The organism is Brevibacillus choshinensis (assembly GCF_016811915.1).
GTDB classification, from domain to species: domain Bacteria; phylum Bacillota; class Bacilli; order Brevibacillales; family Brevibacillaceae; genus Brevibacillus; species Brevibacillus choshinensis_A.
Map to the genome: position 1 here is coordinate 2,574,112 of NZ_CP069127.1, position 23,454 is coordinate 2,597,565.

21 protein-coding genes and 1 pseudogene are annotated in these 23,454 nt (G+C 52.7%); 19 read left to right on the plus strand and 3 right to left on the minus strand.

The window, feature by feature from the left end:
- Positions 1-71: 71 nt before the first annotated feature.
- The 6 genes from JNE38_RS13190 to JNE38_RS13215 all read left to right on the plus strand — a co-directional run bounded on the left by JNE38_RS13190 (position 72) and on the right by JNE38_RS13215 (position 8,121).
- The gene (locus tag JNE38_RS13190; protein ID WP_238933637.1) at positions 72-2,057 is read left to right on the plus strand and encodes an FUSC family protein; all 1,986 of its coding nucleotides are present in this window, start codon (positions 72-74) and stop codon (positions 2,055-2,057) included.
- A gap of 188 nt (positions 2,058-2,245) precedes the next feature.
- A complete protein-coding gene (locus JNE38_RS13195) occupies positions 2,246-3,313 on the plus strand; it encodes a sulfate ABC transporter substrate-binding protein (RefSeq protein WP_203356964.1) in 1,068 nt (355 codons plus the stop codon).
- 26 nt (positions 3,314-3,339) lie between these two features.
- A complete protein-coding gene (gene cysT, locus JNE38_RS13200) occupies positions 3,340-4,176 on the plus strand; it encodes a sulfate ABC transporter permease subunit CysT (RefSeq protein ID WP_203356965.1) in 837 nt (278 codons plus the stop codon).
- A 12-nt stretch (positions 4,177-4,188) separates the two neighbouring features.
- Positions 4,189-5,058, plus strand: coding sequence for a sulfate ABC transporter permease subunit CysW (cysW, locus tag JNE38_RS13205; RefSeq protein WP_203356966.1), 870 nt, complete (start codon positions 4,189-4,191; stop codon positions 5,056-5,058).
- A complete protein-coding gene (locus JNE38_RS13210) occupies positions 5,055-6,167 on the plus strand; it encodes a sulfate/molybdate ABC transporter ATP-binding protein (RefSeq protein ID WP_203356967.1) in 1,113 nt (370 codons plus the stop codon). The genes cysW and JNE38_RS13210 overlap by 4 nt, the downstream gene beginning before the upstream one ends.
- A 340-nt stretch (positions 6,168-6,507) precedes the next feature.
- The gene (locus tag JNE38_RS13215; RefSeq protein WP_203356968.1) at positions 6,508-8,121 is read left to right on the plus strand and encodes an ABC-F family ATP-binding cassette domain-containing protein; all 1,614 of its coding nucleotides are present in this window, start codon (positions 6,508-6,510) and stop codon (positions 8,119-8,121) included.
- Between the two features lie 85 nt (positions 8,122-8,206).
- Here the strand turns inward: JNE38_RS13215 and JNE38_RS13220 are convergent.
- The 3 genes and pseudogenes from JNE38_RS13220 to JNE38_RS13230 all read right to left on the minus strand — a co-directional run bounded on the left by JNE38_RS13220 (position 8,207) and on the right by JNE38_RS13230 (position 11,403).
- Positions 8,207-9,350: pseudogene (locus JNE38_RS13220) on the minus strand (IS3 family transposase).
- Positions 9,351-9,527: 177 nt separating this feature from the next.
- The gene (locus tag JNE38_RS13225; protein ID WP_203356969.1) at positions 9,528-9,713 is read right to left on the minus strand and encodes a hypothetical protein; all 186 of its coding nucleotides are present in this window, start codon (positions 9,711-9,713) and stop codon (positions 9,528-9,530) included.
- A gap of 37 nt (positions 9,714-9,750) precedes the next feature.
- The gene (locus JNE38_RS13230; protein WP_203356970.1) at positions 9,751-11,403 is read right to left on the minus strand and encodes a PucR family transcriptional regulator; all 1,653 of its coding nucleotides are present in this window, start codon (positions 11,401-11,403) and stop codon (positions 9,751-9,753) included.
- A 165-nt stretch (positions 11,404-11,568) separates the two neighbouring features.
- On the opposite strand from JNE38_RS13230, the gene JNE38_RS13235 reads away from it, so the two are divergent.
- The 13 genes from JNE38_RS13235 to JNE38_RS13295 all read left to right on the plus strand — a co-directional run bounded on the left by JNE38_RS13235 (position 11,569) and on the right by JNE38_RS13295 (position 23,438).
- On the plus strand, positions 11,569-11,772 hold the full coding sequence (locus tag JNE38_RS13235) for a DUF3311 domain-containing protein (protein ID WP_203356971.1): 204 nt from the start codon (positions 11,569-11,571) through the stop codon (positions 11,770-11,772).
- Positions 11,769-13,259 carry a sodium:solute symporter family protein gene (locus tag JNE38_RS13240; RefSeq protein WP_203356972.1) on the plus strand — a complete coding sequence of 497 codons (1,491 nt, stop codon included), beginning with the start codon at positions 11,769-11,771 and terminating at the stop codon, positions 13,257-13,259. The genes JNE38_RS13235 and JNE38_RS13240 overlap by 4 nt, the downstream gene beginning before the upstream one ends.
- A gap of 50 nt (positions 13,260-13,309) precedes the next feature.
- The gene (locus JNE38_RS13245; protein WP_203356973.1) at positions 13,310-14,932 is read left to right on the plus strand and encodes an amidohydrolase; all 1,623 of its coding nucleotides are present in this window, start codon (positions 13,310-13,312) and stop codon (positions 14,930-14,932) included.
- Positions 14,929-16,191, plus strand: a complete 1,263-nt coding sequence (locus tag JNE38_RS13250; RefSeq protein ID WP_203356974.1) for a M20 family metallo-hydrolase — start codon at positions 14,929-14,931, stop codon at positions 16,189-16,191. The genes JNE38_RS13245 and JNE38_RS13250 overlap by 4 nt, the downstream gene beginning before the upstream one ends.
- 119 nt (positions 16,192-16,310) lie before the next feature.
- A complete protein-coding gene (locus tag JNE38_RS13255; protein WP_203356975.1) occupies positions 16,311-17,168 on the plus strand; it encodes a carbon-nitrogen hydrolase family protein in 858 nt (285 codons plus the stop codon).
- 23 nt (positions 17,169-17,191) lie between these two features.
- Entirely contained in the window at positions 17,192-17,860 is a 669-nt protein-coding gene (locus JNE38_RS13260; RefSeq protein WP_203356976.1) for a GNAT family N-acetyltransferase, read from the plus strand.
- 65 nt (positions 17,861-17,925) lie between these two features.
- Positions 17,926-18,597, plus strand: coding sequence for a GNAT family N-acetyltransferase (locus JNE38_RS13265; protein WP_203356977.1), 672 nt, complete (start codon positions 17,926-17,928; stop codon positions 18,595-18,597).
- Between the two features lie 95 nt (positions 18,598-18,692).
- Complete coding sequence (locus JNE38_RS13270; RefSeq protein WP_203356978.1) at positions 18,693-18,938, plus strand: hypothetical protein; 246 nt, start codon at positions 18,693-18,695, stop codon at positions 18,936-18,938.
- 326 nt (positions 18,939-19,264) lie between these two features.
- Positions 19,265-20,134 (plus strand): energy-coupling factor transporter ATPase, encoded by an 870-nt coding sequence (locus JNE38_RS13275; RefSeq protein WP_203356979.1) that lies wholly within the window; start codon positions 19,265-19,267, stop codon positions 20,132-20,134.
- Positions 20,131-20,991: an energy-coupling factor transporter ATPase gene (locus tag JNE38_RS13280; RefSeq protein ID WP_203356980.1), complete on the plus strand. Its 861-nt coding sequence runs from the start codon at positions 20,131-20,133 to the stop codon at positions 20,989-20,991. Before JNE38_RS13275 ends, JNE38_RS13280 begins: the two co-directional genes overlap by 4 nt.
- Before the next feature lie 13 nt (positions 20,992-21,004).
- On the plus strand, positions 21,005-21,841 hold the full coding sequence (locus JNE38_RS13285) for an energy-coupling factor transporter transmembrane component T family protein (RefSeq protein ID WP_203356981.1): 837 nt from the start codon (positions 21,005-21,007) through the stop codon (positions 21,839-21,841).
- A 64-nt stretch (positions 21,842-21,905) separates the two neighbouring features.
- Entirely contained in the window at positions 21,906-22,463 is a 558-nt protein-coding gene (locus JNE38_RS13290) for an ECF transporter S component (protein ID WP_203356982.1), read from the plus strand.
- 3 nt (positions 22,464-22,466) lie between these two features.
- Positions 22,467-23,438, plus strand: coding sequence for a P1 family peptidase (locus JNE38_RS13295; RefSeq protein ID WP_203356983.1), 972 nt, complete (start codon positions 22,467-22,469; stop codon positions 23,436-23,438).
- The last annotated feature ends 16 nt before the right edge of the window (positions 23,439-23,454 follow it).

A 23,454-nucleotide genomic window follows, 5' to 3' on the forward strand; every position in this document is an offset into this window, starting at 1 on the left:
CGTTGCATAGAAAGACGGGGAATGAGTCACCATAGTCCTAACTTTTGACAGGAGAGAGGGGGAATGGGACGTTGCAAAAGAGCGTGGAGAAAAAGCGCCGAATCAAGGCGTCGGAACCTCTTTATCCCTCTCTCCTCCGCACAATCCAGCAGGCGTTTCAACTGAAAAGGAATCCACTGCCTTGGTCAAAAGCGATCACGGCTGGCATCTGCTCAGGGATTCCCGTGCTGATAGGGCTTCTGGCAAATCATCTATCCTACGGGATGTTGGCAGGGATCGGGAGCTTTACGTATTTGTACGTTGCCAATATCCCGTATTCCCAGCGAGCAAAAAAACTGTTCTTTGTCATGATCGGGTTGGCGATGGCAGTAGGAATGGGAACACTGGTCGCTCCACACCCGCTTACTTCTGCCATTTTCGTCGGTCTGATCGGCGCTCTGGTCACGTTCCTTTTTGGCGCTTACAAAATACAAGGTCCAGCGGCTATTTTTTTTGTCCTCGCATTTTCCCTGGCTACGGGAATGCCGATCGATCCGACTGCAGCTCCTCTTCGTGCCGGGCTGGTCTTATGCGGGGGAGCGCTGGCATGGCTCTTGGGAATGATCGGCTGGGTCCGCGATCCACATGGTCCACAGACGACTGCCATGAAGCGGGTGTATATGGAGCTGGCGGCGTTTATGGATAGGGTAGGGAGCGGAGAGGTACAAGAGGGCAGGAAAAAGCTCGTCGCTGTTTTGAAATCAGCAGAGGAGTCGCTGGCAGTTGGGCAGACATCCTGGCATAGCTCTGGGCAATACCAGCGTCTCCTTTTATTGAACGACCAGGCAAACGCTATTTTTTTGGATGTATTGGAGTACGCAGAAAAGAAGAGGGACAAGCTCCCGCCGCATATCGGGAAGACGGTGCGGTCGATTGCCGCCGCACTGGATGAGAAGAGCAAAGGGAGCGAACGGGCGATTCGTGTGGAGGAATGGCCAGGAGGAGAGGGAATCATTCTCCGCCTTCAAAGCAATGTCCGAGAGGCTGTGCGTATTTTGATTGACCCGCAAACAGATGTAGATGCGGTGCAAAAAAGAAAACGGCAATCCCTGTGGACAGTGCTTGGCGGTTCTTTTGACAAAAATTCCATCGTTTTTCTCACCTCGATCCGATTTGGGCTGGTTCTTGCTGCAACTGCCCTCCTTGCCTATTCGTTCGAACTAAATCGGTCGTATTGGGTCACCTTGTCGTGTGCGGCCGTCATGTCGGGGGCGACCATTATCGCCACTTTTCATCGAGCGATTCAGCGTTCGATCGGAACCGTAGTCGGGATCATGGTAGCGACGATTATTTTGGCAGCGCACCCGCATGGCTTGTTTATCGCGGTGGTAATCATGTTCATGACGGCTCTGACGGAGCTGGCGATTGTACTCAATTACGGTTTGGCGGCCTTATTCATTACCCCAAACGCTCTGCTTCTCGCGGAAAGCACGGGCCAAAATCTCAGTCTGTCCTTTGTTGCATCGGCACGCATCATCGATGTTGTCATCGGCTGTGCCATTGGCTTGGTAGGGACATTGTTAATTGGAAGGCGCAAGGCATCGAGCATGCTCCCCCATCTCATCGCAAAGACGATCCGCAGCCAGCAGCAGTATTTGATGACGTTATTCTCTGAACACCGAGCCAATCTCGATCTCAAGCAATCGCTGGAACAAAGAAAAATGCAGACGAATCTGAGCAACTTACAAATCGTGTACACAACTGCCATTGGCGAGATCCCGAGCAATAAGAGACAGCTGGAGTACATGTGGCCTGTCATTTTTTCCATCGAGCAAGTGGGGTATTTGCTCGAGTCCTGTCTGAAATCGGCACGCTGCCCGATTTTGTCGGATGCGACGCTCTCACAGCTTTTGCTCGTATTTGAGACCATGGCCAAATCAGCTGAACAAAAAGCGCCGCTCGCAAAGAAGGAAATTCCGGCAATCATCGATTTTCCGCAATTGCAGAGGGAGCTCAGTGAATTGCAGGATGCATTGCAGGTGAGCACCAGGGTACAAGCGAGTGAAGCTCTTCGTTAGGCGAAGAGCTTTTTTGTGCGTTACGCCCATTTTTTCAACACGGGCAGATGACCCCCGAACTTAGCCTACCTCTTGGGCATAAAGTAGATGGAAATATGGTTGACAGGTAGGAAAAGGAAGGTATAATTCATGATAACAAAGTAATCCGATTAATTAAGTGTGAATTAAGAAGGAGTGAAAAACGTTACATGAGCAAGAAAGCCAACCCCATCCAAGCCTTTTGGAAACAATTCGGATTCATCGCATTAGCCGTTGCGATCGGGGGGTGCTCTTCGGCATCCAACACGACGCCCAGTGCGTCAGGCGAGAGCAAATCCACGCAAGCAGCTGTTGAATTGCTGAATGTTTCCTACGATCCTACCCGCGAGTTTTATCAGGATGTGAACAATGAATTTGCTGCCGAATGGAAGCAAAAGACCGGGCAGACCGTGACCATCAAGCAATCGCACGGCGGGTCAGGCAAACAATCGCGATCTGTGATTGACGGCTTGGAAGCGGATGTAGTGACACTGGCGTTGGCCTATGATATCGATGCGATGGCAGAACGGGGCTTGATCCCCGCTGATTGGCAAAAAAAACGGCCCGACAACAGCTCACCATACACTTCTACGATCGTCTTCCTGGTACGCAAGGGAAATCCCAAGCAGATCAAAGATTGGGATGATTTGATCAAGCCCGGCATTTCCGTCATCACACCCAATCCGAAAACATCAGGTGGCGCTAGATGGAACTATTTGGCTGCGTGGGGCTACGCATTGGAAAAGAACAACCATGATGAAGCAAAGGCGAAGGAATTCGTAACCAGTCTGTTTAAAAACGTTCCCGTGCTCGATTCGGGCGCACGCGGCTCTACGACGACGTTCGTTGAGCGGGGAATTGGAGATGTGCTCATCGCTTGGGAAAACGAAGCCTACCTCGCCGTCAACGAGCTTGGCAAAGACAAGTTTGAGATCGTGAATCCTTCGCTCAGCATCTTGGCAGAGCCACCCGTTACGATCGTGGACAAATATGCGGATAAGCACAAGACAAGAGAAGTCGCCGATGCCTATCTGCAGTTCTTGTACAGCCAAAAAGGGCAAGAGCTGGCGGCCAAACATTACTACCGTCCTCGAAACCAAGAGGTGCTCAAAGCCCATACCCCAGCTTTCCCGCAAATCAAGCTATACACCATTGATGAATGGTTCGGGGGATGGACGAAAGCCCAGAAAGACCATTTCTCCGACCAAGGCATCTTCGACCAAATCTATAAGCCATAACTTTACCCATCAGAGGAGTTATCTCCATGAGAAAAACATTGCGTAACAAAGGGTTCCTGCCCGGATTTGGCATGACCATGGGCTATACGATTATTTACCTGAGCCTGCTCGTGCTCATCCCGCTTTCCGTCCTTTTTTTGAAGGCGACGACGATGAGCTGGGAACAGTTTGTCGGGACGATCCTCGATGCCAGGGTGCTGGCATCGATCCGCGTGAGCATACTGTCTTCTTTTTTTGCTGCCTGCGTCAATGCAGTGTTTGGAGTGCTGGTAGCCTGGGTGCTTGCTCGTTATGAATTCTTCGGGAAGCGCATCATTGATGGAATCGTGGATTTGCCCTTCGCTTTGCCGACTGCAGTGGGAGGTATTGCCCTGACCTCGATCTATGCCGAAAACGGCTGGCTCGGGCAGTACTTGGCGGAGTGGGGCATCAAGGTCGCGTACACTCCGCTCGGCATCTGGGTCGCGCTGACGTTCATCGGGTTGCCGTTCGTCGTCCGTACCGTGCAGCCCGTCTTGCAGGACTGGGATCTGCAAATGGAGGAAGCGGCCGCCACGCTTGGCGCGACGAGGTGGAGCACCTTCATTCGTGTCATTCTGCCGCACTTGATGCCAGCGGTCGTCACGGGATTTGCATTGGCGTTTGCTCGTGCGCTGGGGGAATACGGTTCTGTCGTGTTTATCTCGGGGAATATGCCGCTGAAGACAGAGATTGTTCCGCTGCTGATCATGACCAAGCTGGAGCAATTCGATTATGCAGGCGCAACCGCGATCGCGACGGTCATGCTTGTGGCTTCCTTCGTGATGCTGCTCATCATCAATTACCTGCAATGGAGAATCAATAAATTTGATGCCGCACGATAGGAGGTGCCAAGCGTGAAGCATTTGACCGAGCCGCGCTACGTTCGCTGGCTGTTGATCAGCCTTGCCATGTTATTTCTTGCGCTGTTTCTGATCCTGCCCCTCATCGCTGTCTTCACGGAAGCGTTCAAGCAGGGAGCAGAAGTATTCGCTGCCGCGATCACAGAGCCTGAGACGTTGTCTGCTGTGAAGCTGACCTTGCTTGTGGCAGCCATCAGTGTGCCTCTGAACGTAACATTCGGCATTGCGGCAGCCTGGGCCATCGCGAAATTCTCCTTTCGGGGGAAAAATGTGCTGCTCACACTCATCGATCTTCCCTTTGCCGTATCGCCCGTCATTGCCGGACTGATCTTCGTCCTGCTGTTCGGGAGCCAGGGAGTGTTGGGGCCTTGGCTGGAGACAACGGACATCAAGATCATCTTTGCCGTCCCAGGCATTATCCTGGCGACGACCTTCGTCACTTTTCCTTTCGTTGCGCGTGAGCTGATTCCGATCATGGAAGCGCAAGGAAAAGACGAGGAAGAGGCGGCGGTATCCCTCGGTGCGAGCGGATGGAAGACGTTCTGGAGGGTGACCTTGCCCAATGTCAAATGGGGTCTGTTGTACGGGGTGATCCTGTGCAATGCAAGGGCCATGGGGGAATTTGGAGCCGTATCGGTCGTGTCCGGGCACATTCGGGGAATGACGAATACGCTGCCCTTGCACGTGGAAATCTTGTACAACGAATATCAGTTTGCTGCAGCCTTTGCCGTGGCCACACTCCTCGCTGTATTGGCGCTCGTGACGCTCATTCTCAAAAGCCTGGTGGAATGGAAGACACAGCGAGAGCACAGTGCGGAGGAAGAGCAACACCACTACGAGGGATCGGGAGAGAGAGCCGTATGAGCATAGAGGTCGTAAATATTACCAAATCCTATAAGAACTTTACGGCATTGAGTGACGTCAGCCTGCAAATACCCGAGGGTGAGTTGGTTGCATTGCTCGGCCCGTCCGGTTCTGGAAAAACAACCTTGCTGCGATTGATTGCAGGACTCGAGCAGCCGGAGCAGGGGAGCATTCTGTTCAATGGCGAAGACAATACAGACCGTGATGTGAGGGAGAGACGTGTAGGATTCGTCTTTCAGCATTACGCCCTGTTTCGACACATGAACATCTTTGACAATATCGCCTTTGGCCTCACCGTCCGCTCCCGCAAGACCCGACCGAGCAAGCAGGAAATCCACGAGCGGGTTCACTCTCTCCTGAAGCTGGTCCAGCTGGAAGGTCTCGCTCATCGTTACCCGTCCCAGCTGTCTGGAGGCCAGCGCCAACGTGTGGCTTTAGCCCGTGCGCTCGCGGTAGAGCCCAAATTTTTGCTGCTCGATGAACCGTTCGGGGCGCTCGATACGAAAGTCAGACAAGAGCTGAGGCGTTGGCTGCGTCACCTGCATGGCAAGCTGGGATTGACGATCCTGTTTGTCACGCACGACCAGGAGGAAGCGATGGAGCTGGCTGATCAGGTCGTGGTCATGAACGAAGGCAAGGTGGAGCAGGTCGGATCACCAGAAGAGATTTACAATCGCCCGGCGAACCCATTTGTCTACAGCTTTCTCGGGCGTGTCAATCTGTTTCACGGCCGGCTCCGTGACGGGAAGGTGCAGCTCGGAGAAACGGAATATGAGACGCAGTGGGGGCAAAAAACCGGGGAGTACCCGACAATCGGATACATGCGGCCGCATGATGTGGAAATCTCGCTCGTTCCTCATGTCGGTCAGTCCGTGAAGGCTCAGATCCGCCGGATTTCCCTGCTAGGTCCGATCGTGCGCTTGGATCTGAAACGGCTCGATACGGAGGAAATGTTCGAGGCCGAGCTGACGCGCCAGCGATTCTTGGAGCTGCAGCTGGAAGAGAACAAAGTCGTTTATGCTACCCTGCATAATGTCTCGTTTTACGTGGATTCCCAGCAAGCGATCGCGCCTTCACCGACACTCGTTCCGCTGCGAATCAGCATTTAGGGAATAGGTGAGGAACCGGACTGCCTGTGCGCAGGTCCGGTTCTTCTTGTGTCACGTCCGATTTTACTCGCCGCGCTGCTTGGAGCGAGTCTGCTCTTTGCCTACCGTCGTGGAAGATCGAGTCTGGGAAGGATTTTCCTTGTTGCCCATTTCATTTTTGACCCCGTTTTTCTTGGACATTCTCCCTACCTCCTACTGACTTTATGGAATGGAAACACGGTGCTAGTTTTCCCTGTTTTCCTTTCTTCTATTGATAAAAGCGGCTTTGTTTTTTGCATTATCAGGCCAACTCTGATAAGATAAGTGTTTGAACGATTCAAAAAAGGCAGGTATTGCGACGATGATAAGCACTCAGAACGTGACGCTGCGCTACGGCAAACGCGCACTGTTTGAAGATGTATCCATTAAGTTTACCCCTGGTAACTGTTACGGCCTCATCGGCGCGAACGGTGCCGGGAAGTCCACGTTTGTGAAAATTCTCTCCGGAGAGATCGAACCGACGAGCGGGCACGTGTCAGTGACACCCGGCGAGCGGATCGCCGTACTGAAGCAAAACCACTTTGAGTTTGACGATTTCGAAGTCTTGAAGACTGTTATCATGGGTCACAAGCGACTGTATGAAATCATGGAAGAGAAAACGGCTCTCTACATGAAGGAAGACTTCTCGGAAGCCGATGGAAACCGCGCGTCCCAGCTAGAAGGGGAGTTCGAGGAACTGAACGGCTGGATGGCGGAAGCGGATGCAGCGAGCTTGTTGATCGGTCTGGGCATCGGCACCGATCTGCATGACAAGCTGATGAAGGACTTGTCCGGTACGGAAAAAGTGCGAGTCCTGTTGGCGCAAGCTCTGTTTGGCAATCCGCATGTCCTTCTGCTCGATGAGCCTACCAACCACTTGGACATCGAATCCATTCGCTGGCTGGAAAACTTCCTGGCTGATTATGAGAACACCGTTATTGTGGTATCCCATGACCGTCACTTCCTGAACAAAGTGTGCACGCACATCGCGGACATTGACTTTGGCAAGATTCAAATGTATGTGGGTAACTACGACTTCTGGTACGAGTCCAGCCAATTGGCACTGAAGATGGTTCGTGACCAGAATAAGAAAAAAGAAGAAAAAATGAAGGAACTGCAGGAGTTTATCGCGCGGTTCTCCGCGAATGCATCCAAATCCAAGCAGGCTACCTCCCGTAAAAAGCTGCTGGAGAAAATTACCCTGGAGGATATCCGTCCATCCAGCCGCAAATATCCGTTCATCAACTTCAAGCCAGAGCGTGAAGCGGGTAAAAACCTCCTGCAAGTTGAAGGCTTGAGCAAAACGGTGGAAGGCGAAAAGTTGTTCGACAAGCTTCACCTGGCGATCAACAAAGGGGATAAAGTTGCGTTTGTCGGACCAAACGAGCTGGCGAAGACGACTTTCTTCCAAATCCTGATGGGTGAAGTGCAGCCGGACAACGGTACCTTCGAGTGGGGCGTCACGACCTCTCAGGCGTACTTCCCGAAAGACAACGCCGAGTACTTCTCCTCGGATCTCAATCTGGTCGATTGGCTCCGTCAATATTCCAAAGAGCAGGATGAGACATTCATTCGCGGATTCCTCGGACGCATGCTGTTCTCCGGTGATGAAGCATTGAAAAAAGCGAACGTATTGTCCGGGGGCGAAAAAGTTCGCTGCATGCTGTCCAAGATGATGCTGGCAAGCGCCAACGTGCTGATCATGGACGAACCGACGAACCACTTGGACCTCGAATCCATCACCGCATTGAACAACGGACTGATCGATTTCGACGGCACGCTGCTGTTCGTTTCTCATGACCATCAATTCGTTCAAACGATCGCAAACCGCATCATTGAATTCACGCCAAAAGGCATCATCGACAAAATGATGACGTATGATGAATACCTGGAAAGCGATGAAATCAATCGTCTGCGCGAAGAACACTACGCGTAAGCTGCGTGCAGCAAGATAAAAAAAACTCCGTCAAGCTTGGGACTGACCCCCGTCCGTAGGACAGGGATCAAAACACCTTAGCCATTTAAGCAGCCAGTTGCCGAAATTGAATCGGTGACTGGTTGTTTAGTTTCGTTTGAATGCGAATTGAGTTATAGTAATGAATGTAGTTTTGGACAATCTGTACAACGATGGCCGTCGTCGTACAGATAAAATTATCGAGATAGAACGTTTCAGACTTTAGTGTGGAATGAAACGACTCGATGGGGCATTATCAGCGGGCGTACCCTTACGGGACATGCTCATGGTAATGCCTTTTCCCTTTACTGCTGCTTGATACGCCTGAGACGTATACACGCTGCCCTGATCGCTATGAAGCATCATTCCAGGTTGGTCTGGCAGTTGATATAGCGTATCGAGGACTAACGATGTGTCTTGCTTGTCAGAAATACTGTATGCCACAATCTCACCGTTGTACAAGTCCATGATGCTCGATAAATATAAAAGTTTACTTCCGTAAGGTAAATAAGTAATGTCGGTCACTAATTTCTGCATTGGGGCACTTGCTTGAAATTGTCTCAGCAGGAGATGATCTGCTACATAAGAAGGTTGACCTGTTGTCTTGCGCTTCTTCACCTTCACTCGGCATTGTAGTTGTTCACGCTGCATGATACGTTGTACTCGTTTATGATTAATAGACATCTCAGCTCGCATCAGAGCTGTAATCTTTCTATACCCATAACGGAACTTATGTTGAATACATAATTGCCGAATCTTTCCCACAACGAGATCCTCGTTTCTTTTCCCGTATGCAGCTTTCCAACGGTAGTAGGTAGAACGAGGGATACCAAGCCACGCGCAAGCTTGGCTCACACTTACTTGCCCACGAATGGACTCCATCCAAGGAACGATTACTTCTGGTGACACCTCCTTTCCCACTCCTCTAACTTTTTTAGAACGTCCAGTTGTTGTTTTAGAAAACGATTCTCTGCTTTGACCTGTTCCAGTTCAGAATCGTACATCGGCCCTCTTCCAAAACTGTATTGCTTTCCTACAGGTTGCTGAAGACGATGAACGTCTCCACTACGATACCAGCGCATCCACTGTTGAATTTGGGTCTTATTTTTTATATTTAGTTCTTGCATGATCTGCTTTTTGGTGACGCCTGCAAGACGCATTTCAATTGCTTTCATTTTAATTTCTACGGGATAACTAACTCTTGTTGCCAACGCAAAAACACCTCCAAGGTTGTCCCCATATCTTACGACATGGTTGTTTTCTCTTGAAGGTGTTTTGATTTGTCTCACATTACGGGGTCAGTCCCCTTTTGGCGGAGTCTTTTTTTGCGCTTCTATCAAAAGCCCTCGGCCAAATCGGACGAAGGGCTTCTCATTTATGTACGAACATTACGTTGGAGTTTCCTCTATGAACTCCAGTTTGTGCAAAAAGGCTTCTTTGCTCGTAAAAATGAGTCGTTCTTTTCTCGGAGCCGTAAAGTACACCACGATGTACTCAGCATCCACATATTCAACAATGCCTCGTTTTTTCGGCCGTTCTCTAGTCTTTACGGGTTTGTTCAGCCAATCGTCCATCCATCTTTCCTCCTGCTCATTGCGTTCTCCCATTATATCAGACTCGGGCATGGCGCCCAATGGCATGGACCGTCAAGGCGATCCGAAACAGCAGTTGATCCTGCCCATTTTCGGGTTGGAGCCCCGTCAGTTCGCGGATGAGCTGCAGCCGATATTTGATCGTGTTTTTGTGCACATAGAGCCGATTGGCTGCATCGGCATGATTCCCGTCCATCTGAATAAAGACTTGCAAGGTTTGCAGCAATTGTCCGTTTTTCTCGGCATCGTATTGAACGATTTTACTGAGGCACTCCTCTGCGAGTAGCTGGGCCTCTATGTTCGGCTGCTCGGCAAACAGGATGCGTTCCAGAGCGAGTTCCCGGTAGGATTGGATACGGAGTGGGGGCCTGTCATCCGCAGCGAGTGAGGAGTCGATTGTGTGAAATGCGGTGCGCAGGCTGATCTGAGCTTCCCGATAGCTTTGTGAGATGCCCTCCCATCCCAGGTGGCATCGACCGACGCCGATCGATACGGGAAAATCCCGGTTCGGTGAGAGTGCCTGCTTCAACAGAGGGAGAATGCCGCTTTCCGGTCGGGTAGCGAGTTGATCATCAAAAGGGACGAGCAGCAGGACGTGGTTGTCCCGATCGAGCCCTGTGAGGATGTGATCGGATGTTCTGGAAAAGTGCCTGTTGATCATCTCGAGGAGAGCGTGATTTTCCTGCCAACAGGTAAGGGTCTTCTGATTGATCACTTCAGCAGTGAGTACCACTGAGATATAGTGATCATGGAGCTCCCAGCCCACTTCCTGAGCCCTGCGAGTCAGCACGTCACGGGGACCGGCATGCCCGCTGACCAGCCATTGCAAAAAATCATTGCGAAAGCGCTGATAGGTCTCATTCACCGTACGCTGGCGTTCCATTTCGAGTGACAGGAGTGCTGCGCTTTGTTCGATGGCGACTTTTTCCCAGCTATGCAGATCGCGATGCAGATCACCCAGCAGGATGCCCCCTTGTATTTGCTGTCCGCACAGCAGCCAGCGAATGTAGGAGCCATTTTCGAGCGGCACAAGCGGTTGGCTCATCAAGGAAAGGGGAGCAGGCTGTCCGCACTGTCTCTCGATCCAGGCGATTCTGTGGGAAGGGTCTGCAGAAGGCGATTTCCAGTTCCATCGATGATATGGTGCGTAGATGGTGACGGGCATGTGCAAGGTTTCATGCAGCAGCTGGGCGAGCTGACATACAGGGGCGCCTGCCATCAGATGCTGATGAAACCGTTCGTAGATGGCGTGGGTATGCTCGAGCTCGGATCGCTGCTTGTCATTGATATAGCGAACGACGGGGACGATCACATCCGACCAGGCTTTTTCCATGGGAAAAGAGAGAATGGGCATTTGCTTCCGGGAGGCATGCTCTATGACGGCGGAGGGGAGCGATTCGATATAGCGCCCCAGCTTGATCGCGAGACCTGGGGTTCCTGCATCGGCCAAGGAATCGATGAGCCGAATCAGTCCTGCTTCGATCGGTTCCGTCTGCGAGATAAAAGGAAATCCGGTCGTCAGGACAAATTCCCCTTGGCGCAGCCAGCGGTGACCGTCCGGCGAGTCGAAGGAAGTGACGCCTAAGAGCTCCTTTTCCAAAAAGGCATCGCCTGCGAGGATAGCTTGTTCGTCAAAGCCACCGACCGCAATGAGTTCGCGCACAGTGATCATTCAAATCCTCCTCTCGTTTCGTTCATTTATCGGAAATGGACAAAGGGGAGACCGTTTTTCTGGAAAATCGAACAAAGGAAAAGAGCGAATCTTTCGATAATCTTAGATTACATGTCCCTGGCATCTGACTCAATGGGACAAATTGAACAAAACAGGGGGATTTGCATGAAAGCTAGAGACTGGCTGGGCGTACTTCCGTTCGTAGGGATGCTGGGAGGCGTACCGTTCGTGAATCGAGTCGAACCGTACGTGCTCGGGATGCCGTTTGTCCTGTTTTGGATCGTGCTTTGGGTCGTACTGACGTCTGTCATCATGGCAGTCGTGAATCGTCTCGACCCTGCTGCGAGAGAGGAGGAGCATAACGGATGAACAGTGCGCTGATCATCATTTTTGCCGTCCTTCTCCTGGCGATATATTCAGGCATCCGCGCCCAAAAAGGAAAAGACATGAATATGGAGCAGTGGACCGTAGGCGGCAGAGGTTTTGGCTCCATCTTCATTTTCCTGCTTGTGGCCGGAGAGATCTACACCACGTTTACGTTCCTCGGGGGCAGTGGCTGGGCCTACTCCAAAGGGGCGCCATCCTATTACGTCCTATCTTATATCGCTCTCGCTTACGTCATTTCCTATTGGCTCTTGCCGCCGATCTGGCGGTATGCCAAACAGCACAGGCTTGTCTCCCAATCCGATTTTTTTGTCAGCAAATACAATAGCCCCATTCTCGGCATTTTGGTTGCGGCAGTAGGTGTTATCGCAATCATCCCCTACTTGATTCTGCAGTTTAAGGGACTCGGCATCATCGTATCCGAAGCCTCCTACGGATCCATTTCACCCGCAGTAGCGGTTTGGATCGGTGTGATCGGCGTCACGATCTACGTCATGATTTCCGGTATCCATGGATCGGCCTGGACCGCTGCCATCAAAGACATCCTGATCTTTTTCGTCGTGGTCTTCATGGGACTGTATTTGCCATTTCACTATTACGGTGGGATTCAACCGATGTTTGAAGCGGTAGACGCGGCGAATCCCGGGTTCTTGACGTTTCCTGATGAAGGGCTGAGCGTTTCCTGGTACATCTCCACCGTGCTTGTCACCGTGTTTGGTTTTTACATGTGGCCACATACCTTTGGCTCCGTCTATTCCGCGAAGAACGAAAATGTGTTTCGCAAAAATACGGTGATGCTGCCGCTGTATACGATCATGCTCCTGTTCGTATTTTTCGTAGGCTTTACAGCGATTTTGCAAGTTCCGGGGCTGAAAGGCGCTGATGGCGACCTGTCCTTGCTCCGGCTTTCCTTGAAAACCTTTGACCCATGGATCGTCGGGATCATTGGCGCAGCAGGGCTCTTGACTGCGCTCGTGCCGGGATCGATGCTGCTCATGACCGCGGCCACGCTGCTTGCGAAGAACGTCTACAAAGTCATGGCCCCCGATGCTTCCGAGGTACGGATCGCCAAGATAGCCAAACTGTTGGTGCCGGTCCTGTCTTTGATTTCGCTTTATTTTACGCTGAGCGGTGGGGATACCCTCGTGACGCTGCTGCTGATGGGGTACAGCCTGGTCACGCAGTTATTTCCCGCCTTGCTGTTCAGCCTGCGCAGGCAGCCATGGATCAATAAATACGGTGCTTTTGCCGGTATTACAGCAGGCGTGCTGACGGTGGCTTACGTGACCATTTCCAAAGTGACGATCGCCACCATGTTTCCGAGCTGGCCGGCTGTCATCAAGGATCTAAACATCGGAGTCGTTGCCTTGTTGATCAATATCATCGTCATGTTTGGAGTGACGCTCGTGACGCGCGCAATGCTCACCACCAGCCGTCAGCCGGCGAATACGGAGGGAACTCCGACCATTTGATCAAGCGATACGGAAAATAACGTTTGTAACCGAAAAGGAGAGGAAAATGGATGGCAGATACCGTGTTTATCAATGGGCAAGTGATTACCGTGACGCAAGATCATTCTATCGCAGAGGCGGTCGCGGTGAAGGGCAACCGGATTGTAGCCGTAGGGACCAACGCAGATGTGGAGCCTTACATGACTCCCGAAACGAAAGTCATTGACCTGCAAGGGAAGAGTCTTTTGCCCGGCTTTATCGACGCTCACCTGCACATCACGATTTATGGAACGAACAAGCTCGGAGTGGACTGCAAGGCTCGTTCCATTACTTCTATCAGCGACCTGCTCGAGGCGCTCAAGGAACAAGCGCAAAAGACTCCGAAAGGACAGTGGGTCAGAGCGTGCGGTTTCGATGAGAGTCTCATGATCGAGAAACGTTATCCGACTCTTGCAGAGCTGGATGAGGTATCCACGGAGCATCCGATATTCGTCATGCGTACATGTGCGCATCATTCGATCGCGAATACCATGGCGATGGGGATCGCGGGGTATGACCGGGATACTCCCGACCCGCAGGGAGGAAGGATCGATCGGGATGCAGCCGGAGCATTGACGGGTTTTTTGGTGGAGACCGCGCATATGAAAATGTTTGAGCTCGCGGCATTTACAGAAGAGGAGTACAAGCAGGGTCTTCGCCTGGCATCCGAAGATTTTGTCGCTCACGGAATTACGAGTGTGCATGACGCAGGAGGGTATGGGCCGGAAAACTATCGCGCGATGCAAAAGGCTGTCCAAGCAGGGGATGTGAAGGTCAGGATTTACGCCATGATTTGCGCGTTGAATCAGTCGGAAGATTTCGTTCGCAAAATGATCGATGCGGGAATGGTGACCGGGACGGGAGATGAACGCTTTCGTATCGGGCCGGCAAAGGTTTTCACAGATGGCGCGAGCATCGCCCCCACGATGGCGATGAGAGAACCTTTCGACAGCAGACCGGATGATTGCGGAATTCTCTACTATGAACAGGACGAGTTGAATACGATTTTGGGAGAGGCACATGCAAAGGGCTTCCAGATTACCGCGCATGCGCAAGGCGACAGAGCGATAGAAATGCTGCTGAACTGCTATGAGGCCGCATTGGCCGCCCATCCGCGGGAAAATCACCGGCACCGCATTGAACATGCAGGTGTGTCTGCCCCTGACCTGATCGAGAGGATGGCCCGCTTGCAAGTCGTACCGATTCCCAATCCCGCCTTTATTTACGACTACGGCGACACCTATGTAAAGAACATCGGGAAGAGAGCAGGGCATATGTTCCCGGCACGTGATCAGATCGACCACGGCATCATTGCGGCTGGAGCCTCCGACAGCCCTGTTACGAATTTCTCCCCCATCGTTGGGATCCATGCGGCTGTCAACCGTCTGAGCAAGACGGGAAAAGAGGTCGGGGTAAAGCAGAGGGTCAGCGTGATGGAAGCCATCCGTATGTTTACCTGGAACGGGGCGTACGCCAGCTTTGAAGAGGGGGTGAAGGGGAGCATCGAGGCGGGCAAGCTGGCGGATCTGATTGTGCTGGATGGAAGCATTCTCGATACGCCGAATGAGAAGATCAAGGATTTGCGGGTGGAATTGACCATGATTGACGGAGAGCTTGTCTATCAAAAGCAAGACGAGGAGGTCATGCAGTCTTGAACGTAAAAGCGGGGACCCTCACTATCCATTCGGATCGTCTGCAAAAACGGATTCAGGAATTGGCACAGATCGGGAAATTAGGGGAAACCGGCGTATGCCGACTGGCTTTGTCATCGGAGGATCGGGCGGGTGTGGATCTGGTGCGGAGCTGGATGGAGGAAGCGGGACTTCAGACACGGATCGATGACTTTGGCAATCTGATCGGCCGGGTGAATGGACGCAACCCGGATGCTCCCATCTTGATGGTCGGCTCGCATATCGATTCCCAGCCGTACGGGGGGCAATACGATGGTGCCATCGGTGTGCTCGGAGCACTGGAGGCGGTGCAGACCATGCTGGAGCAGTCCCTCGTGCCGGAGCAGAGCATCGAGGTCATCGCATTTTGCGATGAGGAAGGCTGCCGCTTTCAAAAAGGCCTGTTTGGCTCTCGCGGCATTTTGAATCGGCTCGAACCTGGAGAGCTTGATAGGGCCGACAAGAACGGAGTGACCCGCAGGCAAGCCCTGATTGATTTTGGCTGTGATCCGGACGCGTTGGAAGGGTCCGTCTATCCGGAAGGCAGCATTGGTGCTTTCCTGGAGCTGCACATTGAGCAAGGCCCCATTCTCGATCGTGCCGGCGAAGCCGTGGGAATCGTCTCTGCCATTTCCGGCCCGCTGTGGTGGACGGTAGAAATGACAGGCTTTGCTGGCCACGCGGGCTCCGTTCCCATGAGTATGCGCCAGGATGCACTGCTGGGCGCCGCCAAGGTCATTATCGCTGTCAACGAGCTGGCAAAGCTGGACCCTTCCGCCCCCACAGTCGGTACTGTCGGTCACCTGGAGGTGTTCCCTGACTCGCGAAATATCATACCGGAACGTGTGCGTTTCACGGTCGATCTGCGGGACATCGATTTGGAGCGCCGGAATGAGCGGGAGCAGGCATTGCGCGAGGTCATCGAACTGGCAGCGATGGAGGGCGGCCTGAAGTACACGATAACGGAAGATACAAACAGCGATCCGCGTTATTGTGCAGCCTGGATCAAAGACATCATTCGCGAGGAGGGCAAAGCCATGGGAATCGACCCGCGCGAGCTGATGAGCGGGCCTTTCCACGATGCGCTCGCACTCTCCTACGTGTGTGATTACGGCATGATTTTTGTGCGCTGCAAAGACGGCATCAGCCATAACCCGCAGGAGTATGCCTCCCACGATGATGTCGCGCTCGGCACCGAGTTGTTGTACAAAACGGTCCTGCGGATGACGAATCCAGCGAAATAGTCCCAAAGCCTGACGCCCATCTTATCCGAAGGTGGGCATTTTTGTGCACGGATAAGCGAGACATTATGGATGCTTTTTGCTATATTTTAGTCATGTGAAAAAAGAAGGAGTGTAGCGGCATGAAAATGCGTGTTTCCGCTGTGCAGTATCATTTGCATACCATACATAGCTTCGATGAATTTGCCCATCAGGTAGAGCACTACGTGAGAAACGCACAGGAGTACGATACCGAATTCCTGCTGTTCCCTGAACTCTTCACGACCCAACTGATGTCCATTGGTGACGAACAAGGGAACGCCCTGCCGATCACAGCCCTGCCTTCCTTCACCGAGCGATATGTGGAGCTGTTTCGCTCATTGGCAGCGAAATACGACATGTACCTCATTGGCGGGACCCATATTATCGAAGAAAACGGCAAGCTGTACAATACGGCTTTCCTCTTTTATCCCGATGGCCGTGTAGGCCAGCAAAAGAAGATCCATATCACGCCTTGGGAAGTCAAAGGGTGGAACATGGGAGCAGGCGATTCCCTGCAAATTTTTGAGACCGATAAAGGGAAAGTAGCCATGATCATTTGCTATGATATTGAATTCCCTGAGTGGGTGCGAATTGCGAAAGCACGTGGAGCGGACGTTATTTTCTGCCCATCTTGCACAGATGACCGCCATGCTTTCCACCGCGTCCGTTATACCAGCCATGCGCGCACCATCGAAAATCAGGTGTACGTCGTACTGACAGGCACCGTGGGTTCCCTGCCTACCGTTGATTTCATGCGCGCCAATTTCGGACAAGCTGCGATCCTGACGCCAAACGATGTGCCGTTCCCTCCGCGAGGCATTCTGGCTGAAGGGGAAATCAACAACGACATGCTGGTCACGGCAGATCTGGATCTCCAACTGCTGTATGATGTGCGGGAAAAAGGGTCGGTCACCACGTGGCGCGATCGCCGCGTCGATCTCTACACCGATTGGAAATAAAGTCATTCGGCAGGAGGCAGAGCATGTACCGGAAAGAACTGTTCGTGTTTGAAAAGGACAAGCCGCATGCAGCCGTCGTACGGAACTACACGCAGGATGACTTCGACGAGCTCATCCGGATCCAGGCAGAGAGCTTTCCGCCGCCCTTTCCCTCAGAGCTATGGTGGAATCGGGAGCAATTGACCAATCATGTCACGTTGTTTCCGGAAGGGGCCATTTGCGTGGAGGTGGAGGGCGTGCTGGCAGGCTCCATGACCGGGCTGCTCGTCGCGTTTGATCCTGCTCATCCCGAGCACAAGTGGGAAGAGATTACGGACAATGGGTATATACGCAACCACGATCCGAACGGAAATACCCTGTACGTCGTAGACATCTGCATACGTCCCAGCCATCGCAAGCTCGGCCTCGGCCAGCAGATGATGCAGGCGATGTACGAATTGGTCGTGCAGCGGGGACTGGACCGATTGCTTGGCGGAGGAAGGATGCCAGGGTACGGCCGCTATGCTGATCAGTGGTCACCGGAGGAATATGTGGAGCGTGTGGTCGCTGGTGAGATCAGAGATCCGGTCATCACTTTTCTCATGCGCTGTGGCCGTACCCCGGTCCGTGTCGTTGCGGACTATCTCGAAGATGAAGAATCACGAAATTACGCGACGCTGATGGAATGGAAAAACCCGTTTCGACGCAGCTGAACCCAGAGTGGCGGACGTGCGCAAGAAATCATTGCTGGCTGTATTTGAAGGAGGAAGAGTCATTCATGGAATTTGTACGCATTCAACATATCGATGACCCGCTGTTTGCAAAAATGCACCGTTTGATGCAGGAAGTGTTTCCACCTGAGGAAGTACTGGATTACGAATTGTGGAGAGAGCCTCTGGAAGATCCGGGTATCCGCGTATTTGTGGCTGTGCATGAAGGAGAAGTGGTAGGGACTACCGAATATCGTTACTATCCGGACATGAACGTGGCGATGACGGACTTTACCATCGTGGGACGTGAGGGACTTGGCGTAGGACGTTTTCTGGCCAGAGAGCGCCAAAAGGATTTGAATGCGCTGGCAAAGGATAACGGAAAAGAACTGTACGGCATGTTTGCTGAAATCTACGATCCGTATCGAGTAGAAGAGCATGAGTTTGGCGGAATCAAGCCCATGGATCCGTTCGTTCGCCGCGAGGTATTGTCCCATTTGGGCTATAAGCGCACCAACATCGAGTACGTCCATCCATCCTGGCAAAATGACGGAGAAGCGGTAACCGGCTTGGACCTTGGGTTCATGCCGACCAACGAAGACCAAACGACTCTGGAAGCTGACCTGATCGTGACCTTCCTTAAGCGCTATTACGCAGTGCTGCCGCAAAAGCCACAGGCTTGGTTGGACATGGTAGAGAAATTGAGCGGCAAGGAAACGGTTGAGCTTTTGCCGATCTAAACAAATCCACCCAAGAAATCGACTCCTGTGGAGCTGCCGGTTGGCTCCACAGGAGTTTTTTATGACAGCAAGACGAGAGGGGAGCTGAAACCATCGTGAATGCGCAAAATGTTGCGACGATCCTTTTATATATGGCAGTTCTATTTCATCTGCTCGGGATGAGCGGCTGGGTCGTTCCTTCCATGACTCAACCGATTCAACTCGCCACGCTAGGTCTGCTGTTGACAGCGATTTTCGTCCTGAGAAAAAAGAAGCGCAAGACCAAGCGGCGTCCACGCAAACCGCCAGCAGAGGTGACCGCGATGCTGGATCGTGCGGAGGGGGGAGAATCCGGACATTGATCCATGGCGTGCGGGAGGACTGGAGTGAGGTTTCCTTGCCAGTCACTCCCGGTTTTGTTGCATGCAATGACAAAGGAAAAATGGAAGGGCACGGCGAAAACAGTGAATGAGGAACGGAAAATGCTGGGGGGGTCAAAAATTCAAACACACTGTTGCGTTTGCAACAAATAGTGTTGTTGCGCATGCAACACTTCTGGAACACTCTGAAACAAGCGAATTCAGATATATGCCTATAATTAACTGAAAATTTAAAACATACTGATTTGGCATAGGAGTTGCTTGTTAGTTCTATCGCTACGGAAAATCACGCAAAGTGAGGGGAGCGCATGTCGAACCAACCTATAATTCGCGTCGAGGACGTCTCGTTTGCCTACCAGGTAAACCAGGATCAGCAAATACCCGTGCTCCAGAACGTCTCCCTCGAAGTCTTTCCCGGAGAGTATCTGGCGATCATCGGTCACAACGGTTCCGGCAAATCGACACTTTCCAAACACCTCAATGGGATTCTCACGCCGCGCGATGGAAATGTCGTGGTTAACGGCATTAACACCCGAGATAAAACGCGTATCCATGAAGTGAGAAGCCGTGTGGGCATGGTCTTCCAGCACCCGGACAACCAGATTGTGGCGACCATTGTGGAGGATGACGTGGCATTCGGCTTGGAAAATATCGGGGTTTCAGCAGAAGAGATGAAGGAGCGGATTGACTTTGCCTTGGACGCAGTCGGGATGAGTGCTTTTCGTCATCGCCCGCCACATCATCTATCCGGGGGGCAAAAGCAGCGCATCGCGATCGCGGGCATCCTGGCCATGAAGCCGCAGTGCCTCGTTCTGGATGAAGCGACGAGTATGCTGGACAGTTATGGAAGACAGGATATTTTGGCTGTGGTTCGAAGGCTGCACCGGGAAGGTATGACGATTGTGACCGTTACCCATCACATGTCAGAAGTAGCGGAAGCAGATCGGGTGGTTGTGATGGAAGGGGGCAAAGTAGTGCTGCAAGGTACCCCGCGGGAGGTATTCTCCTATCAGGAAAAGCTGCGCGAGCTTCACCTCGACGTACCAGATGCCAGCCGTATCGCACAGCTGGTCCACTCTGAATTTCCGACCTTCACCCGAGACTTGATTCATAACGAAGAAGTAGTCGCTGAGGTCAATCGTTTGCATGTCAGGACGATGGAGGCGAGTGGTTCATGACACAGCTGATGGTAGATATCCAGAATTTGTCCCATATTTACATGCAAGGCACGCCACTCGAGCACCGCGCTCTGGACAGCGTTACCCTGCAGGTAGCGCAAGGTGAGTGCATGGCCATCATCGGGCATACAGGCTCGGGAAAATCCACGCTGATCCAGCATCTCAATGGATTGATCCGCCCTCAGTCCGGTCGTGTGGTCATCAATGGGATCGACGTTTCCGAGCCCAAAGTCGATATCAAAAGCTTGCGCAGGCAGGTGGGACTCGTCTTTCAAAATCCTGAAGATCAGCTGTTTGAGAAGCTGGTAGGGGATGATGTCGCGTACGGACCGTTTAAAATGGGGCTGCCGCTGGAAGAAGTGAGAAATCGCGTGCATTGGGCGATGGAGCTGGTGGGACTGTCTTTTCAGGAGATGCGGGATCGTCCCACGTTTGCCCTGAGCGGCGGGCAAAAACGCAAGGTCGCTTTGGCAGGCGTTCTCGCCCTGCAGCCAAAAGTACTGGTGCTGGACGAACCGACGGCTGGCCTCGATCCCGTTTCGCGCAGGGAACTGCTCGAACGGATTCGCCATCTCAATCGCGAAGAGAATTTGACAGTGATTTTCGTCTCTCACAACATGGAGGAGGTCGCACAACTCGCGGACCGGGTCTATGTCATGGCAAACGGGAAGGCCGTGTGCGACGGTACGCCGCGGCAAATATTTGGAAACGAAGAACTGCTGCGCCAGCATCATATCGGAACGCCTGAATCCGTAGACATCCTGTACAGGCTGCGAGAAGCAGGCCATGGAATCAATCCGGAAGCATTTTTACCGGAAGAGGCGGCGAACGAAATCTTGAAACTGCTCAAGCGCTAAGGAGGGGAGCAAGATGTCAGCGGAATTCGAATTGACCCGCAATATAACCATTGGCCAGTATTTACCGACAGGCTCCATCGTACACCGCCTGGACCCGCGATTTAAGCTGGCTGCTTTTGTCGTCCTCATTCTGGCGATCGCCATCTGCAACACCTATGTAGGGAATGTGTTTGCCATCGTGATGTGCGTCTGGCTGTTCCAAGTATCGAAAATCCCGATCCACTACGGTATCTCCGGAATCAAGCCAGCCATTCCGTTTATCATCGTTCTCGCGATTCTACAGCTCCTCTTTTACGGTGGGATCGCAAACGGCGGGGCTGTTTACTTCGAATATGGCTTTGTCAAAATCACGAGTGAAAGCATTCGGCTCGTACTGGTATCGGCAATGCGCTTCGTAGAAGTCATCTTTCTGTCCAGTGTCCTGACGCTCAGTACCTCTACCACTGAGCTGACACACGGCATGGAACGACTGCTCGGCCCGCTCCAAAAAGTGAAGTTTCCCGTCCATGCTTTTGCGCTGATCATTACCATCGCCATTCGCTTCGTACCGACGTTCGCGATGGAGATGGAGAAAATGATGAAAGCGCAGGCTTCCCGAGGAGCGGATTTTGGCACGGGCGAATGGTGGAGAATCGTTCAGCGCACGAAAGACATGTTTCCGATTATCATCCCCCTCTTCAACGTCGCATTGGCCCGTGCGGAAGACTTGATCTTGGCGATGGAAGCCCGGTGCTACATTCCAGGAGCGGCTCGCACGAGATTTGCGCATTACACGGCGACCGGCAAAGATTACGTGGCAGTGGGGCTGAGTGTAGTCATTTCCGTCATCATGCTCGCCATACCTTGGTAGTAAGCACGGGAAGTCTCCCGATGAGGGATTTCCATAGAGAAGCAGAAATAAAGGAGGAATATGCATGGAGAAAGGCTTGACAGTGCGCAGGATCGTCATTGCAGGTGTGTTGGGAGCGATCGCTATCTTGCTCGGCGTCACGCGCCTGGGCTACATCCCGGTTCCGACGGCAGCGGGGAATGCAACGATCTTGCACATCCCGGCAGTCATTGGCGGAATCATGGAGGGCTGGGGCGTTGGCATGATCATCGGTCTCATTTTTGGAGTCTCTTCTTTCTTAAACGCCACCGTTCCCTTGTTTAAAGATCCGCTCGTAGCGATCCTGCCTCGCCTTTTCATCGGGGTGACCGCGTATTTTACCTACGTAGGGCTGAAAAATGTCAACCAGTACGTCGCGATTGGGGTTGCAGGATTTGTCGGTTCCATGACCAACACGTTGCTCGTCCTCGGGATGGCCGTCATTCGCGGTTATATGGCGGCTGGAGTAGCGGCGACAGTAGCGATCACCAGCGGTTTGCCGGAAGCGATCGTGTCCGTCATCGTGACGTTGGCAGTCGTGGCGGCGTGGAAAAAGCTGGGCTCTTCCGGGAAGCAAAAATCTAAAATTTCTGGAGATTTTTAAGCGATGACAGGAACAATCACGGACGTGCCCGGCGTAAAAGTCGGGCATGCGCAAAATACCGAGGCGTTGACTGGATGCAGTGTCATCCTGCTGGAGCGGCCGTCCGTGTGCGGCGTGGATGTCCGGGGTTCTGCCCCGGGCACCCGCGAGACGGACCTTTTGGATCCGATGAACATGGTGAGCGTGGTGCATTCCATCTGCTTGTCCGGAGGGAGCGCCTACGGGTTGGACGCAGCGACAGGAGTCATGCAGTACTTGGAGGATCAAGGAGTCGGTCTCGACGTCATGTTTGGCGTCGTGCCCATCGTCCCGGGGGCCGTCCTGTTCGATTTGGCTATCGGTGACCACAAGATTCGTCCCGATCGGCAAATGGGATATGAGGCAGCCGCAAAGGCGAGCAAAGACGCGGTCGCACAAGGGAACGTTGGGGCGGGGACGGGAGCGTCTGTCGGAAAGCTGAACGGCTTTGCAAACGCGATGAAGAGCGGCTTGGGCTGTGCATCCGTCAAACTGGATAATGGACTGGTAGTCGGTGCGATCGTGGCTGTCAACGCGGTTGGACATGTATTCGATCCGCAGTCGGGCAAAATCTTGGCCGGCCCCCGTGATGGGGAGGGTGCACTAATCGACAGTGTTGAAGTCATGAAGATATCTGCATTTTCTCCGATCCCGCCAGGCACGAATACGACCATCGCTGTCGTGGCGAGCAATGCGATCCTGACCAAGTCCGAAGCCAAGAAAGCAGCCCAAATGGCACATGACGGACTCGCAAGAACAATTCGTCCCATCCACACGATGAACGACGGAGATACCATTTTTTCCGTAGCTACGGGTGAAGTAGAAGCAACGGTTGACCTGATTGGCACGCTCTCGGCAGACGTATTGGCTGCAGCAGTCATTTCGGCCATCGTGCATGCCGAACCAGCCGGGGGACTTCCTTCCTACACCAGTCTTTCCAATAACGATGCACGCTAGCTTTCACACAAATGGA